The following is a 15,220-nucleotide window of genomic DNA, read 5'->3' on the forward strand; positions in this document are numbered from 1 at the left end:
AATTTACTTTATACGTGAAAACAACACACTTACAGAAGACTCTGTATGTATGTTGTGGATTGCCTTGGCTATTAAACTAGCTACTGAAATAACCTTAAATTTGCCACACTTTTGAGCTTCTGGCTTTAATGGAATAGTGTCAGTAACAATAATTTCTTTAAAACAAGATTTAGTTAATCTTTCTATTGCAGGCCCAGAAAGGACAGGATGGGTAGCACAGGCATATACTTCTTTAGCTCCATTCTCTTTTAACACCCTACCAGCTTCAACCATGGTACCTGCAGTATCTATCATATCGTCAAGCACAATAGCTACTTTTTCTTTTACATCCCCGATCACCCGCATAGCTTGAGCTTTATTTGGCGTATCTCTACGCTTATCTACAATAGCCAATTCAGCTCCTAAACGTTTGGCATAGGCCCTGGCCCGCTCTGTACCTCCAGCATCAGGAGAAACAACCACCAACTCTCCAGAAATAGTGCGCATATAATCCAGCAAAACTTCAGCAGCGTATAAATTATCTACAGGAATATTAAAAAAGCCCTGAATCTGACCGGCATGCAAGTCTACGGTTAAAACTCTGTTTACCCCTGCAACAGTAATAAAATCTGCTACCAACTTAGCACTGATGGGCACCCTGGGAACCACCTTTCTATCCTGCCTGGCATAACCATAATAGGGAACAACAGCAGTAACTCTACCCACACTTGCCCTTTTTAAGGCATCCAGCATCAAACAGAGTTCCATCAAGTTGTGATTTACAGGAGCACAGGTGGATTGTACTACAAAAACATCATCTCCTCGAACATTATCACCAATCTCAACCCTGATTTCCCCATCACTAAAAGTAGTGACCAGGGTAGGAGTAAGCTCCATCCCCAAGTGCTCACAAATAGCCTCGGCCAATTTAGGATTGGCAGTGCCGGTTATGATTTTCAATTCACCTTGTCTGGGCATTTTACCATCCAAAAAAATGGCTGGGGCGGAAGGACTCGAACCCTCGAATGACGGGACCAAAACCCGTTGCCTTACCACTTGGCGACGCCCCAGCATTATTATTTAAAAAATATAGGAATAATGGAGAATATTTTTTTGCTCTAACCTACTTAGAGCTTTCTCCCATTTTTGTTTTTCCCGAAATAAAAAAAACATGGCTGAACCCGAACCACTCATTATTCCTCCACTAGCTCCCACAGCCAGCATTTCTTCCTTTAAATTTCTCAATTCAGGATAAGTGGAAAATACTACGGGTTCGAAACTATTAAAAAGAACAAGGCGTCCCTGAGAGACAGATTTTTTATTTGGGTAAGGAAGTAATGTCAAGCAAGATTTTCCATTATTTTGAAATTTATCAAAAGTTTTATAAGCCCAGGCAGTGGAAACAAAACACTCAGGACAAATTAATATTCCCCTCAAATCTCTTAACTGAAAATTTAAAGGGTAAATTTTCTCTCCTATGCCTTCTACCCAGGCAGCCTGATTCCATAAGAAAAAAGGAAGATCTGCTCCAAATAAAGGGGCAATTTTTTCTCGTAATTCTTGAAAAGAAAACTTTCTGCTTATCCTGGAATTTAAAAAGTTTAAAAATACTGCTCCATTGGCACTTCCACCCCCCAGTCCAGCACCTACAGGAACCTGCTTTTCTAGAAAAACCTTATATCCTCTTTCCAGAAGACCTTGTTCTTTAAACCAGTTAAAAATTTTTTCCAGAATATTATTTTGTTCCAGTTCTTTTTTATTGGATTCAAGCTGAAATTCCAGGGGTTCTTGTTCTTCTATGTATAAGGTATCTCTGGGATAGGGTAAAGGATAAAAAAGAGAGGCTAGAAGATGATAACCATTTTCTAACCTCTCTTTAATTTCTAAAAATAAGTTAACCTTGCAACCAGAATACAAAGTAAAGGTCATTTGGCTATTCTTCCAGACTAATCGTTCTAAAGATATTTACCCCATCTCTTTTGAGTAACAACATAAGTACTTTTTTGGGTTTGGCATCTTCCTGGAATATCTTTTCAAATTCTTTTACACTTTTCACCTCTTGACCATTGGCTTCTAAAATCACATCTCCAGGTCTAAGATCGCTTCTGGCAGCCAAGGAGCCGTCTTCCACTGCAGTAATAATAAGTCCAGTGGTACTGTCTAAACCAAGGGCTTTGGCCTCTCTTGCAGTAAGTGGTCGCAAAGAAAAACCCAAATCAGCCAGGGCATATTCTTCGCCTTGAGGAGTTTTTCTGGCTAACTTACTTAAGTTCCTTTCTCCCAAAACCACTCTAAACTCTCTTATTTTTCCCTTCCTCCAGACAGAGATCTTCACCTTTGTGCCGGGCAAAAGACTACCTATCTTGCGAGTAAGGTCATTGGCATCCTTAACTTCTTCTCCTTCCACAGCAATAATCACATCTCCAGCTTTGATACCAGCCTTATCCGCAGGATCACCAGGAGTTACAGAAGCGACCAAAGCACCTTTGCTCTTGGGCAAGCCCAGAGCCTTGGCCATGTTTTCGTCTATATCTTGAATGGTCACTCCCAGCCAGCCACGTTGTACCTTTTTATGTTCCTTTAGCTGGGCAATGACTTTCCTGGCCAAATTACTGGGAATGGCAAAACCTATCCCCTGTCCAGAAGCAATAATGGCCGTATTAATACCTATTACCTCTCCATCCATATTTAAAAGCGGTCCCCCACTATTACCTGGATTAATGGAGGCATCTGTTTGAATAAAGTTGTCATAAGGACCAGAACCAATAACTCTACCCTTGGCACTGACAATACCAGCAGTCACAGTATGGTCCAGGCCAAAGGGATTGCCTATGGCAATAACCCATTGTCCCACTTTTAATTTATCAGAATTTCCAAACCTGAGCACTGGCAGGTTAGAAGCATCTATTTTTAGCAAAGCCAAATCAGTTTCCGGGTCTGTTCCCACCACCTTGGCAGGATAATTTTTTTCTCCATCCTTTCCCTGAAAAGTTACAGTTATTTCATCAGCTCCTTCTATGACGTGATTGTTGGTGACAATATAACCATCTGGAGAGATAATAAATCCAGATCCCAGGGATTTTTGTTTACGAGGTTTATTTAGCTCCTGCCCAAAAAACTTTTCAAACTGATCAAAAAAGTCTTCAAAAGGAGTACCTCTATGGGGAAAATTCTTAAAAAGCCCCCGCAAATTGGGTCCCTTAACTACTTTTACTGTACCTATGTTCACTACAGCCTTACCTGCTTCTTCTGCCAACTCGGTAAAATCGGGTAAACTAGCCCAGGCCAAAGTTACCCAGGAAAAAACGAGCACCAGACCTAAGAAAAACCTTTTTTGTTTCATTGCCTGCTCTACCTCCTAAATTTCTTCTAAGACCATGAATAAAAAAACTAATCACTTTATCTTATAGGGTCAATCTAGTTTTGAGTAATTTCTAAAAGAAACAAAGAAAGCTTGCGAGAACAAGGCTTTTTAGCTAAGCGCTAAATGATTCCACTATTTTCAGAGGAGTTTAGCATGCTTGCAGATGAAATCCAGAGACCCTGGCTAAAAAACTACGACCCTGTGGTAAGCCCTACTTTAAATTATAAAAGCATTCCTCTCTATGATTTTTTGGATAACACAGCCCAAAAGTATCCCAGGCGCACAGCCATTGTTTTTAACAACTGGAAAATAAACTATCAAAACTTGAAAAAACTCACTGATTATATAGCAGGCAATCTAAAGCAACTGGGCATAAAACCTGGTGATAGAGTGGCTATTATGCTCCCCAACCTTCCACAAACTATCCTTACTTACTGGGGAGTATTAAAAGCTGGTGGCATAGTGGTTATGACCAACCCCCTTTATATGGAAAAAGAAATCATCCATCATTTCAACGACTCCAGGGCCAAATTTTTAATCACCTTGGACTTACTCTGGCCCAAGATTTCTTCTCTTTTGCCCAAGCTACCTCTACAAAAAATATTTATCACCAAGATATCAGACTGTTTAAAATTTCCTTTAAATCTCCTTTATAACCTAAAAAGATTAAAAGAAGGCAATGCACCCAGCATACCCTTTGAGCAACAAAAAATCTTGCCCTGGAAGAGCCTGCTTAAAAAAAATCAAAATCGCCCCAAACTGCCCATAAACCCCAAACACGACTTAGCAGCTTTGCAATATACAGGTGGCACTACTGGCATTTCCAAGGGCGTTATGCTTACCCATTATAACCTGGGGGCCAATGTCCAGCAGTGTATTGCCATGCTCTACGAGTTAAAGGAAAAAAAGCAAGTTTTACTGGGTATTCTTCCCTATTTTCACATCTATGGACTTACTGTTTGTGTTAACTTTCCCACAGCCATTGGAGCTACTCTGGTGCCCATGCCCAGATTTTCTCCCAGGGATGTATTAAAGACCATTGAAAAGACAAAACCTACTATTTTCCCCTCTGCTCCTTCTATTTTCATGGCTTTACTCCAGCAAAAAGATATTTCTAAGTTTGACCTCTCTTCTATAAAATACTGCATCTCTGGTTCAGCTCCCATTCCAGTAGAAATTATTGAAAGGTTCAAAGAATTTACTGGAGCAGAAATTATTGAAGGCTATGGACTCACAGAAGCTTCTCCTATCACTCATCTAAACCCCTTGCGAGGAAAGAAAAAATATGGTTCTATAGGCGTACCTTTTCCAGATACAGATGCCTGCGTGGTGGACATGGAAGTGGGGACTATACCCCTTCCTCCTGGAAAACTGGGAGAACTGGTTATAAAAGGCCCTCAGGTGATGAAAGGTTACTGGAATCGTCCAGATGAAACAGCTAGCACCCTACGGAACAACTGGCTTTATACAGGTGATATTGCCTATATGGATGAAGAAGGTTACTTTTTTATTGTGGACAGAAAAAAAGATTTAATCATTTCAGGAGGATACAACATATATCCCAGGGAAATAGACGAAGTATTATACGAGCATCCCAAGGTAAAAGAAGCTGTTACTGTAGGGATACCCAGCAAAACCAGAGGTGAAATAGTAAAGGCCTTTATTGTTCCCAAGGACGGGGAAACTTTGACCAAGGCTGAGATTATCGCTTTTTGTAAACAAAAGCTGGCCAATTACAAAGTTCCCAAGCAAGTGGAATTTAGAAAAGAGCTCCCCAAAACCATGGTAGGTAAGGTTTTGCGCAGGGCCTTAAGAGAAGAAGAAATAAAAAAACAACAACAAAAAAAGACCAAAAGGAGTTAAAAGTATGTATTGCTCCAAGTGCAAGTACACCACCTTTGATCACTTTGACAATTGTCCCAAGTGTGGTCGCAATTGGCAGGAAGAAAAAAGCGGCCTGGGGTTGGGCTGGTTAAACTTTGCTTATACTCCTTTAGGAGGTATATCCGAAGAAAAATCAGAAAGTGTACTTGCGTCAGAGGAAGGTTTTGCCTTTGAAAATAATCAAACAGAGCCATCTTCTGAAGAATTTACCTTTAAATCTCCCTCTGCTTCCTTACTGGAAACAGAAGAGCCTTCAGGCGATATAGAAGCTGAAATTAGCTTTGACTCTGAAAACTTGGAATCCACTGCAACAGAAAATTTAGAAGAAATTACTCCTGAAATAGAAGCAGCCTCTACTCCAGAACCAGAAATAGAACCAGTGCTGGAAGCCAACTTGGATGAACCTGTTCTAGAACAAGTCCAGGAAAGTGATAGTCTGCTTGGTGAAGAGACACCATCTTCAGAAGATATATCTCTTGCTCCTGAAACAAAAGAAGAAAGCCTGGATGAAGAACTGGATTCTCTCCTGGATTTAGATGATACCGAACTAGACCTTTCTTTTGAACCTGCTTCCCTGGAAGAAGATCTGGAAGAGCCTTTAACTGAAGATTTAGAAGACTTAGAAGATTTGGACCTAGATTTAGAGTTGGAAGAAAAAAAATAAAAACTTGACTAAGGTAAAGTTTACCGCTAGTAGTCGTCTTCTCATTTCGTTTGCGCCCGTAGCTCAGCTGGATAGAGTGCCGGACTACGAATCCGTAGGTCGCAGGTTCGAATCCTGCCGGGCGCACCATTAAAAGAGATTATATTTAAGGCGGTTATAGATTGCTTGAGGCAATCTGTGGCCGCCTTTTTTGTTCTCTGTGTCCTGACTGTGTCCCCCTTCTTTTCTATCACAGAGACCAGCTTCACGTGTACTCAGGCTCAAAAAATGAGAAAAACTTGCACGCATTTTGAGAAAAATAGTTTCTACATAATAGGAAATTTATAGAAATCCAAGTGAGTTTAAAAGTGTTACAACCGAACAATAAGGGTTGATAGTGAAAGTTTAGGAGAAAAAGGAAAATGGAGTTAAAGGAGATAAGAAAACAGATGAAGATATTATTAAGTAAGGCTTTGTTGTATTTAAGGAGATTGTAAGGGATTTAGAAACAATTAAAAGAAAAGTGGAAGGATAAAAATTTATCCTTACTGGTTATTTTCTTTTTAGTTATTCGGTTTTTTAAAGTTTTTTATAACAGTTTTTGCTCCTGCTTAAACTCTTCTAGAGTTATACAGTGATCTTTGTCTTTTCTAAAACCCCGAATAGCTTACCAAGTTTCCTTTGTAGATAAAAGTTTACGATCCGTATCCTACTATCCTTTGATCGGTTAAAAAAGGGATCCAAGGGATAACTATAAGAAAAATATTTTCCTCTGGTCATTGTTTTTTAATTTACCTTTTTGGCTAAGTGTAATTTTTCTTTTATTATGTCTAACTGCTGTTCGCTTAATACTTCTTTATCAAATTTTTTTATATATCCTGTTAGTCCGTAAGTCATTACATTGGGTGGTAATTTAGTTTTAAGTGTGGCTTCCCCGATAAAAAAAACAATATTATAAAAGTATTTTGATTCAAGTCCAAGGTATTCACTAAGGGCTTTTATGTGTCTAAAATTTTGCCATAAGGGGTTATAGAATCGAGTTTTTTTGCCATATATGTTTTGGGTCCAGTATTTTTCTTTTTCATTTCCAAAAATCCAGCCCTGGTAATTTTTAACTTCAATAACAAAAATTCCGTATTTTGAAATAACGACATGATCAATTTGAGTTTTTCCCCTCTGGTCAACAATTTTAATATTATTAAAAATTTTATATTTCTTAGAATCAAGATTAGCTAGCATTCCTAAATAAGCTCCCGTTTCTCCAAGTACACCCTTAACTTTTGCAGAATTTAAATATCGTTTTAAGAGACCAAAAATAATCATAATTGCGAAAACCCACCAAAAATGAAGCAAGCTGGAGAAAATAGCAATTGCAACATTAGTAGTGTTAATCATAAGTTCCCCTTTATTTTTTCTCTATTTTTTATTAAGAGATATAAATCTAGCCATGCAAATACGATAGGCGGAGTTCTATGATTGCCCAAATTCCAGTCTTGGACTATTCTATACGGAGTATCACTAAGTGCACACTTTTTGAGAGTGTGCCTTGCTTTTTGCAGGTCCATAGCTAATATGTATCTTTACTAATTTTAACTTATTATTAAAAAATTTACCTCTGTAAAAAATTTATAAATTTTAACAGTCTTGTCAACTTATTTTTCAATTGTTTATTTTACTGCCAAACAGTCCTGGATATCTAGAATTATCAAAACATAAATTAACAACAACCAATTCCAATTAAATTAATTTAATATTATATCCTCTTATACCTTTTAGTTAATTCTAAACAAGATTTAAATTAAGAGGTGTTAGTTGAAGGCGTTAAAGAAAACATGATAAGAGGAATCAAGTGGAGATATGTTGGATAGTTCAACTAAAGCAAAAGAAAGAAAGGAAGTTAAGGAGATTTATACCTCAACAGAAGGTGGAAATATTAGGAAATAAGAAAAAATGAGGAACAACATAGAGATAGTCAAAAATATTAAGTTTACCTAATACACTTTATCAACAAAAAAAGGCTTTAGTCGACATCTTCTCTTGGTGGGTCTTAAGACTAATTTTAAAATCAGCGCAGACAATTTCAAACAAAAAAAGGTCCTTAAGCCAAGCTTAAGGACCTTTACTTACTTTGTGGTGCCGAAGGGGGGACTCGAACCCCCACGGGCGTGGCCCACCACCCCCTCAAGATGGCGTGTCTACCAGTTCCACCACTTCGGCTTTTACCCCATTTAAAAACTTACAAAGAACCATCAAGCAAGAGGAAAAGGTCTATAAACCTTCCTTTTATTTTTGTCCAGCATTTTCTTTAGCTTTTTCCTGGGCAGGAGCCACAGGTGCTTCCACAGGATTGTCCAGAACAATGGAAGAAGTGGTCTGCACATGTTTTCTAGCAGACATATAAGTAAAAGTAAGTGAGGTTATAAAAAAGATAATAGCAGCTCCAGCAGTTAATTTAGCCAGTAATCCTCCAGCGCCAGAACTTCCAAAAACACTACTGCTGCCACCTCCAAAAATAACACCCATTCCTTCTTTTCCAGACTGCAAGAGCACTAAAATAACCAAAGCAATACAAGCAATTATGTGAATGGTGATAATTAAACTTTCCAATCCCCTTCCTCCTTTATGGGCCTTAGGCCAAAATAATTTGATTAAAACTTTCTGCCTTTAAACTTGCACCACCTACCAGTACTCCATTGACATTGTCAAGGCTTAGAATTTTAGCCGCATTATCAGGCTTTACACTACCACCATAAAGAATACGCATTTTATCTCCACTGGCGAATCTATTTTTTAACCAATCACGGACCAATGCATGGGCTTCTAAAATATCTTCTTCTCCGGCCACTTCTCCAGTACCAATGGCCCACACTGGTTCATAGGCTATGGTAAGCAGTTCTGGGGCTAAATTTTTCTCCACTTCTTTTAAACCCTCTTCCAGCTGACTAGTTAAAACTTCCTTGATTTTCCCAGCCTTACGCTCTTCTAAGGTCTCTCCTATACAAAAAATAATCTTTAAGCCTGCTTCCAATCCCGCCTTTACTTTACTGGCCAGAAAATCACTTTTCTCACCTAAAATATGCCTACGCTCTGAATGTCCCACCAGGGCATAGCTACACCCTAAATCCAGGAGTTGTACAGGACTAATCTCTCCTGTAAAAGCGCCTTCCTTGGCAGGATAAAAATTTTGTCCACCTAAAGAATAATTCTTCTGACTGAGTAAAATCTCTCCTACTCCTTTTAGCAGGGTAAAGGAAGGAATAATCAAGACTTCTCTATCTTCAGGCAAATCTTTATGAGTTCCCACTAAAATTTCTCTAGCTGTAATTACCCCCTCTTCCCAGGTTTTAAACATCTTCCAATTTGCAGCAATCAAGGTCTTCATAGCCTAACTCCCCTTTTTGTTTTCAGTACATTCTTCCAAAGCTACCAAAGCAGGTAGAGGTTTACCCTCTAAAAATTTTAGAAAAGAACCTCCACCTGTGGAAATAAAACTAAACCTATCCACGCCTCCAGCTTTATGAATAAGGGAATCGGTATCGCCACCGCCCACAATGGTTAATCCGTCTACTCTGGCAATATCTTCAGTTAAATTTAAAGACCCTTGCGCAAAAACTGGATTTTCAAAAGCTCCCATAGGGCCGTTCCAAATAACTGTTTTGGCGTCCTTTAATACTTCAGCGTAAAGAGTAGAAGTAGCAGGACCTATATCCAGAGCCATCTCTTCCTCTGGGACTTCCTGATAAGGACATACTCCTTTACCTATCTTTTCTTTAGGGCTAATCCCTGTGATAAAATCCACAGGTAAATAAAGTTTTACTCCCTTTTCCCTGGCTAAGTTCAAAATCTCTCTTGCTTCCTCAAAAAGCTCTGGCTCCACTAAAGAATTGCCCATATTAAACCCCTGCGCAGCCCAAAAAGTATTGGCCATAGCTCCACCCACTATGATTTTATCAACTTTCTTGATAAATGCCTTAAGAATCCCCAGCTTGGTGGATACCTTGGCTCCTCCCAAAACTGCCACAAAGGGGCGTTCAGGCTGTTTTAAATTTTCTCCCAGGTATTGAAGTTCCTTTTCCAGCAAAAAACCTGCACAGCACACTGCCACATACTGACAAATAGCAGCTACAGAAGCATGTTTACGATGAGCTACTCCAAAGGCATCATTTACATATACCTCAGCCACTTGGGCCAGTTTGCTAGCAAAATCAGCATCATTATCCTGCTCTCCTGCATAAAAACGCAGGTTTTCCAGAAGTAAAATTTCCCCTTTCTTTAATTCATTGGCTCTGGCAAGGACCTTATCTCCAATGCAGTCCTCTACAAATTGTACCTCTTGTTCTATAAGCTCACTAAGTCTTTTTGCTACTGGTTTTAAAGAAAATTCAGGTTTTACTGTTCCTTTAGGTTTACCCAAGTGAGAGCACAAAATAATTTTTGCTCCCTTTTCCCGCAAATACTTAAGGGTGGGCAAGCTAGCTCTTATTCTGGTATCATCTACAACTCTATCCCCATCTAAAGGAACATTATAATCAACTCTTACCAATACTCTTTTACCTGCAACCTCAACATCCTTTAAGTAAAGCATAACTACTCCTTTACTCTATTTTTAATTTTGCTCTTTCCTCTGGTTCTAAATGATAAACATGCTCTTCTGCAGGGAATACCCCCTGCTCTACTTCTTCTTTAAAATTTTTTAAAGCCTTTTCTATAGATTCACTCAAATTAATATACCTTTTCACAAACTTAGGGGTAAACTGAGAATACAACCCAAGCAAGTCGTGGAAAACCAAAACCTGGCCATCACAATATCTGCCTGCACCAATGCCAATGGTGGGGATAGAAACTTGCTCACTAATCATCCTGGCTACTTCTTCGGGTATAGCTTCTAAAACCAAACTAAAACAACCAGCTTCTTCTAGGGCTAAAGCCGTTTCTAACAACTTAAAAGCAGCCTCAGAAGTTTTCCCCTGCACTTTAAAGCCACCCAAAAGATTATACTTTTGAGGAGTAAGCCCAATATGCCCCTGAACAGGAATACCTGCCTCTACTATGGCTTTAACTTGGGGTAAAATTTCCATCCCTCCCTCTAGTTTTACTGCCTGGGCTCCACCCTCTTTTAAAAACCTGCCAGCATTAAAAACAGCCTCCCTGACCCCTGTTTGATAGGATAAAAAGGGCATATCGCCAATAATAAAAGCCCGTTTTACTCCTCTACTTACAGCCCTGGTATGATAGAGCATCTCTTCCATGCTCACAGCCAAAGTGTCCTTATATCCCAAAACCACCATGGCCAGGGAATCGCCCACTAAAATTAAATCTATACCAGCTTTGTCCACTAAAGCAGCTGAAGGATAATCATAGGCCGTAACCATGCTTATTTTCTTTTTTGCCTTAGCTCCTACTATATCTAAAAGAGTAATCTTTTCCATTAAACTCCTCTTAAAAAGCTTATTGCCAAAAACTCCCTATCCCACTAAAAAAAAGTTTACAACTTGGCAAGTAAGTGAGCGCTTTTCCTTATGCAAAAAGCCAAACTAATTAAAGTTCAAGAAGTCCTTCCCTGGTTCAAAGAGCAACTAAAGTCTTGTACCCTTTGTCCTAGAAACTGTAAGGTAAACCGGGAAAAAAGCCAGCTAGGAAAGTGTAAAACTGGCTTACTGGCTCAAATAGCAGGCTATGACCTGCACTTTGGAGAAGAATCTCCTTTGGTAGGTAAAGGAGGTTCAGGCACCATTTTTTTTGCCCAGTGCAATCTGGGCTGTGTCTTTTGCCAGAATTACACTCTTAGCCATAGTGAAAAGCCCTTTCCTGAACTCTATCCCAACCAGATTGCCCATATTATGCTAGAGTTACAAAAACAGGGCGCAGAAAATATCAACCTGGTTACTCCTTCTCATGTACTATACCCTATTGTAAGTTCCCTGGAAATAGCTTTAAATAAGGGATTACAAATTCCCATAGTGTATAATACCAGTAGTTATGATAGTCTGGACAGCTTAAAAAAGCTAAAGGGAATTGTGGACATTTATCTGGCTGATATAAAATTTTTTTCCTCTTCCTCTGCCCATAAATACTGCCAAGCCAGGGACTACCCTCAAAGAGCTAAAGAAAATCTCCTGGAAATGTATGCTCAGGTAGGAGGCATAAAATTTAAAGACAACATAGCCTATCAAGGCCTTATGCTCAGGCATTTACTTATGCCTAATAACCTGGGTGAAGTGGAAAAGTGGCTTCAATTTATGGCTGAAAATAAAATGTATGATGTGTATCTAAATATCATGGACCAGTATAGGCCTTGTTATTTGGCATCAAGTTACGAGGAATTAAATCAAACCATTACCTACCAGGAATGGGAAAAATATTATACCTTAGCTAAAAAAATGGGTTTTAAATATATAGATGAGGGTAACCAAAAAATATTTAAGTTACTCTTTTAGATTCAAAACCATAAGCAAAGCATGTTCTTTATTGTCAGGATAATAATTTTTTCTAAGACCAACCTGTTTAAATCCAAACTTAAAATATAGCTTTTGAGCAATGATATTACTTTCTCTCACTTCTAAAAAAACTTTCTCTACTTTTTGTTCTTTACAAAACAGGAGTAAGTTTTCTAGTAAAAAACTGCCCAACCCTTGCTTTCTAAAAGAGGGGAGCACAGCCAGGTTTAAAATTTCAGCTTCTTCTAACAGTAAGAAACAAGAAACATAAGCTACTAAACTATTTTTAAACACCCCAAACATAAAAATAGAAGGATTTTGCAAGGCCAATTGCAGTTGTTTTTTATTCCAGGGGTGGGGAAAGCATGTTCGCTCTAGAAATAAAATTTCTTCTAGATTTTCAGGAGAAAGTTTTCTAAATTCATATTTCATGAATAAATTTTCCTCTTCTCAAGATAGTTTTTTAGAAGTAGTAGATGAAAACAATGAAGTTCTGGCTTTACTTCCAGAAAAGGAAGTCCACTTACAAGGACTATTTCATCGCTCCTTTGTGCTGTTCTTATTTACTAGGGAAAAAGAAATTGTCTTAATAAAAAGGACTAAAGATAAACCTTTTGCAGGACATTTTGATTTTTTTTACAATCATTTATATCCTCAAAGAAGCCGCTTAGGCCAAATAAAGGACTGTATTCTTGCTTCTGGGTTAAGATTACCTAATCGAATTGATTATCTTACTACTTTTCCTGCTTCTTTAGATACCAATCTGGAATTTATTTATGTCTATCAAAGTTTTTTAAATATGGATAAAAAAGAACTTTCTTCCTGGAAGCATCTCTGGAGTTTTTCTCCTCTGGATTTAAAGTCTCCAGCTAACTTAAGTTGTTTAACTCCTTTAGTGGTAAGTTTTTTAAAAAAAAGCTGGCTTACCTTTCCCTTTAGTTGATAAAAACCTGACTAAAGACCTTTTCTTCAATCAAGGTCCTACCAGCTCCCCTTACTACTGTAGTAAGAGGTTCATCATCTATATTTACCTTTACTCCAACTTCTTTACTAATGAGTTGATTCAGGCCGCGCAAAAGAGCTCCTCCCCCAGCCAAAAGTAAACCATTGTCCACAATGTCTCCAACCAGTTCAGGAGGAGTTTTTTCCAAAGCCCTTTTTACAGATTTGACAATAATGCTTACTGGTTCAGCAATAGCTTCTCGAATATGCCCATCACTTACTTCCACAAACTTGGGAGTGCCATCTAGCAAATTTTTCCCAGAAACCCTGCAAACCAGCTTTTCAGCCAAAGGATAGGCAGCACCTACTTTTATTTTGACTTCTTCAGCCATGTTTTCTCCAATCAAAAGCTGAAACTCTTCCTGCATATACCTTTGAATGGCCTCGTTCATTTCATCTCCAGCCACCCGAACAGATTCAGCATAGGCCACAGCAGATAAAGAAATAACTGCCACCTCTGTAGTGCCACCTCCAATATCTACCACCATATTACCTCTGGGCTCAGTAATGGGCAGGCCTGCACCAATAGCTGCAGCCATTGGCTCTTCTATTAACAGGACTTCTCTGGCTCCAGATTGAAGCCCAGATTCAATAACTGCCCGTTTTTCTACTCCAGTAATGCCTGAAGGCACTCCAATAACCAGTTTGGGCTTAAAAAGTTTATATCCGCCAATGACTTCCTTTAGAAAATAGGTAATCATGGCACGGGTAACTTCAAAATCAGCAATAACTCCATCCTTTAAAGGACGAATAGCCCTAATTTTCTCAGGAGTACGTCCCAGAAACTCTTTGGCCTCACTACCTACAGCCAGGACTCGATCACTTCTAGCATCCAGAGCAACCACTGAGGGTTGATTGAGTACTATACCATCTTTGGGAGTGTACAACAGGGTATTGGCTGTACCCAGATCCATAGCCAAACTTTTACCCAAAAAGCCAAATAATTTTTTAAACATAAAATCCTCTTATATTTTTGCCCTATTCTTAAAATATAAATTTTCTAGAAACAAAGTAAGATAATCTCTTAGTAAGTAAAAAAATTCCTTTAGTTCTTCTTCAATTTCCAATTCTTTTTCATCAGCAAAAACCAAAATAGAGCGAGTCTTTTTATTGATAACTAAAGGCAAGCAGACTAAGCTTTTAAAAGACAAGCCTTCCTCTCCCAAAATATCTAACTCTTTTTCTCCTTTGCTTTTATCCTTAAATACAGGTTGCCCTTCTCGAAAAATCCAGCCTAACAAACCATAATCAATGGGGTATTTAACCTTTTCTTGTTCTGCAGATAACTCTTTATTGCACCCTTCAATAAAAAAGCCTTTTCCCACTTCATCTCTGGCTACGAACAAAACATAGGAAAAGCCAGAAGCTTCTTCCATCAATTTCAGGAGCTTGGCTAAAAAAACCTTCCACTTCAAGGAACTCCTGGGTAAAGACCAAATAAGCTTTAGATAATTGTAAAAAATTAATTTTTTATTTTCAAGACCAATTTGACAAAAATTCTGTTCCAAAAGCTCTATTAACTGGGCAAATTGACTCAAGATTCTAAGGTCTTTTTCACTAAAGGAATGAGCCCTTTTACTATCCACACATAGGGCGCCTAAATTGTGAGATAAGGGCCAGCCCATAAAGGCCTTAATTTTATTCTCTTCATTGCCTTGATAATAGCCCAAACAAGCACTTTCCCTATTAAAGCTACTTAAACGCAAAGGTTGCCCATTTTTTAAAATCCAACCCACCAATCCTTTGCCTGGACTAAGAGTACATTGGGGAAGAATATTATCTCCCAGACTAAAAAATGACCTTAAGACATATTCATTTTCTTGCTGCCGTAAAAAGAGCACTGCTGAATAGGCATCAAATACAGAGCAAATTAAACTCAAGATATTGTCCAAGCAAAGAGATTTAGCCATA

General features: G+C 38.5%; 15 protein-coding genes and 3 tRNA genes. 5 read left to right on the plus strand and 13 right to left on the minus strand.

Annotated features, from left to right (window positions below):
• Nucleotides 1–3 precede the first annotated feature (3 nt).
• From ACTCIM_RS01955 to ACTCIM_RS01970, 4 genes are all read right to left on the minus strand, one after another.
• On the minus strand, nucleotides 4–957 hold the full coding sequence (locus ACTCIM_RS01955) for a ribose-phosphate diphosphokinase (protein ID WP_472313555.1): 954 nt from the start codon (nucleotides 955–957) through the stop codon (nucleotides 4–6).
• Nucleotides 958–974: 17 nt separating this feature from the next.
• Nucleotides 975–1,049 (minus strand) — tRNA-Gln (locus ACTCIM_RS01960).
• Nucleotides 1,050–1,059: 10 nt separating this feature from the next.
• Nucleotides 1,060–1,908: a 4-(cytidine 5'-diphospho)-2-C-methyl-D-erythritol kinase gene (ispE, locus tag ACTCIM_RS01965; protein WP_472313557.1), complete on the minus strand. Its 849-nt coding sequence runs from the start codon at nucleotides 1,906–1,908 to the stop codon at nucleotides 1,060–1,062.
• 4 nt (nucleotides 1,909–1,912) lie between these two features.
• Nucleotides 1,913–3,322, minus strand: coding sequence for a DegQ family serine endoprotease (locus tag ACTCIM_RS01970; protein WP_472313559.1), 1,410 nt, complete (start codon nucleotides 3,320–3,322; stop codon nucleotides 1,913–1,915).
• 174 nt (nucleotides 3,323–3,496) lie between these two features.
• Here ACTCIM_RS01970 and ACTCIM_RS01975 point away from each other — a divergent pair, with 174 nt between their 5' ends.
• The 3 genes from ACTCIM_RS01975 (at nucleotide 3,497) to ACTCIM_RS01985 (ending at nucleotide 6,020) form a co-directional block, all read left to right on the plus strand.
• Complete coding sequence (locus tag ACTCIM_RS01975) at nucleotides 3,497–5,206, plus strand: AMP-binding protein (protein WP_029965689.1); 1,710 nt, start codon at nucleotides 3,497–3,499, stop codon at nucleotides 5,204–5,206.
• A gap of 4 nt (nucleotides 5,207–5,210) precedes the next feature.
• Complete coding sequence (locus ACTCIM_RS01980) at nucleotides 5,211–5,891, plus strand: hypothetical protein (protein WP_029965691.1); 681 nt, start codon at nucleotides 5,211–5,213, stop codon at nucleotides 5,889–5,891.
• Between the two features lie 52 nt (nucleotides 5,892–5,943).
• A tRNA-Arg gene (locus tag ACTCIM_RS01985) sits at nucleotides 5,944–6,020 on the plus strand.
• A gap of 636 nt (nucleotides 6,021–6,656) precedes the next feature.
• Here the strand turns inward: ACTCIM_RS01985 and ACTCIM_RS01990 are convergent.
• The 6 genes from ACTCIM_RS01990 to panB all read right to left on the minus strand — a co-directional run bounded on the left by ACTCIM_RS01990 (nucleotide 6,657) and on the right by panB (nucleotide 11,299).
• Nucleotides 6,657–7,265 carry a nuclease-related domain-containing protein gene (locus ACTCIM_RS01990; protein WP_464280000.1) on the minus strand — a complete coding sequence of 203 codons (609 nt, stop codon included), beginning with the start codon at nucleotides 7,263–7,265 and terminating at the stop codon, nucleotides 6,657–6,659.
• A gap of 736 nt (nucleotides 7,266–8,001) precedes the next feature.
• A tRNA-Leu gene (locus ACTCIM_RS01995) sits at nucleotides 8,002–8,087 on the minus strand.
• A gap of 66 nt (nucleotides 8,088–8,153) precedes the next feature.
• A complete protein-coding gene (secG, locus tag ACTCIM_RS02000) occupies nucleotides 8,154–8,477 on the minus strand; it encodes a preprotein translocase subunit SecG (protein ID WP_029965698.1) in 324 nt (107 codons plus the stop codon).
• Between the two features lie 22 nt (nucleotides 8,478–8,499).
• Nucleotides 8,500–9,252, minus strand: coding sequence for a triose-phosphate isomerase (gene tpiA / locus ACTCIM_RS02005; protein WP_472313560.1), 753 nt, complete (start codon nucleotides 9,250–9,252; stop codon nucleotides 8,500–8,502).
• A gap of 3 nt (nucleotides 9,253–9,255) precedes the next feature.
• Nucleotides 9,256–10,455: a phosphoglycerate kinase gene (locus ACTCIM_RS02010; protein ID WP_464280002.1), complete on the minus strand. Its 1,200-nt coding sequence runs from the start codon at nucleotides 10,453–10,455 to the stop codon at nucleotides 9,256–9,258.
• Between the two features lie 10 nt (nucleotides 10,456–10,465).
• Entirely contained in the window at nucleotides 10,466–11,299 is an 834-nt protein-coding gene (panB, locus tag ACTCIM_RS02015) for a 3-methyl-2-oxobutanoate hydroxymethyltransferase (protein ID WP_472313562.1), read from the minus strand.
• 90 nt (nucleotides 11,300–11,389) lie between these two features.
• On the opposite strand from panB, the gene ACTCIM_RS02020 reads away from it, so the two are divergent.
• Complete coding sequence (locus ACTCIM_RS02020) at nucleotides 11,390–12,307, plus strand: radical SAM protein (protein ID WP_472313565.1); 918 nt, start codon at nucleotides 11,390–11,392, stop codon at nucleotides 12,305–12,307.
• On the opposite strand, the gene rimI is transcribed toward ACTCIM_RS02020, so the two are convergent.
• Nucleotides 12,296–12,739 carry a ribosomal protein S18-alanine N-acetyltransferase gene (rimI, locus tag ACTCIM_RS02025; RefSeq protein ID WP_464280005.1) on the minus strand — a complete coding sequence of 148 codons (444 nt, stop codon included), beginning with the start codon at nucleotides 12,737–12,739 and terminating at the stop codon, nucleotides 12,296–12,298. The two genes, ACTCIM_RS02020 and rimI, sit on opposite strands and share 12 nt — an antisense overlap.
• On the opposite strand from rimI, the gene ACTCIM_RS02030 reads away from it, so the two are divergent.
• Complete coding sequence (locus ACTCIM_RS02030) at nucleotides 12,738–13,250, plus strand: NUDIX hydrolase (RefSeq protein WP_464280006.1); 513 nt, start codon at nucleotides 12,738–12,740, stop codon at nucleotides 13,248–13,250. The two genes, rimI and ACTCIM_RS02030, sit on opposite strands and share 2 nt — an antisense overlap.
• Here the strand turns inward: ACTCIM_RS02030 and mreB are convergent.
• Entirely contained in the window at nucleotides 13,243–14,265 is a 1,023-nt protein-coding gene (gene mreB / locus ACTCIM_RS02035; RefSeq protein ID WP_472313567.1) for a rod shape-determining protein MreB, read from the minus strand. The two genes, ACTCIM_RS02030 and mreB, sit on opposite strands and share 8 nt — an antisense overlap.
• Nucleotides 14,266–14,274: 9 nt before the next feature.
• Entirely contained in the window at nucleotides 14,275–15,219 is a 945-nt protein-coding gene (locus ACTCIM_RS02040) for a GAF domain-containing protein (protein ID WP_472313569.1), read from the minus strand.
• Nucleotide 15,220 lies beyond the last annotated feature (1 nt).

Source organism: Desulfonauticus sp., from assembly GCF_055126295.1.

Bases quoted from the DNA above. Each gene is read 5' to 3' on its own strand.
- ACTCIM_RS01955 (WP_472313555.1), bottom strand. From the start codon at position 957: ATGCCCAGACAAGGTGAATTGAAAATCATAACCGGCACTGCCAATCCT.
- ispE (WP_472313557.1), bottom strand. From the start codon at position 1,908: ATGACCTTTACTTTGTATTCTGGTTGCAAGGTTAACTTATTTTTAGAA.
- ACTCIM_RS01970 (WP_472313559.1), bottom strand. From the start codon at position 3,322: ATGAAACAAAAAAGGTTTTTCTTAGGTCTGGTGCTCGTTTTTTCCTGG.
- ACTCIM_RS01975 (WP_029965689.1), top strand. From the start codon at position 3,497: ATGCTTGCAGATGAAATCCAGAGACCCTGGCTAAAAAACTACGACCCT.
- ACTCIM_RS01980 (WP_029965691.1), top strand. From the start codon at position 5,211: ATGTATTGCTCCAAGTGCAAGTACACCACCTTTGATCACTTTGACAAT.
- ACTCIM_RS01990 (WP_464280000.1), bottom strand. From the start codon at position 7,265: ATGATTAACACTACTAATGTTGCAATTGCTATTTTCTCCAGCTTGCTT.
- tpiA (WP_472313560.1), bottom strand. From the start codon at position 9,252: ATGAAGACCTTGATTGCTGCAAATTGGAAGATGTTTAAAACCTGGGAA.
- ACTCIM_RS02010 (WP_464280002.1), bottom strand. From the start codon at position 10,455: ATGCTTTACTTAAAGGATGTTGAGGTTGCAGGTAAAAGAGTATTGGTA.
- panB (WP_472313562.1), bottom strand. From the start codon at position 11,299: ATGGAAAAGATTACTCTTTTAGATATAGTAGGAGCTAAGGCAAAAAAG.
- ACTCIM_RS02020 (WP_472313565.1), top strand. From the start codon at position 11,390: ATGCAAAAAGCCAAACTAATTAAAGTTCAAGAAGTCCTTCCCTGGTTC.
- ACTCIM_RS02030 (WP_464280006.1), top strand. From the start codon at position 12,738: ATGAATAAATTTTCCTCTTCTCAAGATAGTTTTTTAGAAGTAGTAGAT.
- rimI (WP_464280005.1), bottom strand. From the start codon at position 12,739: ATGAAATATGAATTTAGAAAACTTTCTCCTGAAAATCTAGAAGAAATT.
- mreB (WP_472313567.1), bottom strand. From the start codon at position 14,265: ATGTTTAAAAAATTATTTGGCTTTTTGGGTAAAAGTTTGGCTATGGAT.
- ACTCIM_RS02040 (WP_472313569.1), bottom strand. From the start codon at position 15,219: ATGGCTAAATCTCTTTGCTTGGACAATATCTTGAGTTTAATTTGCTCT.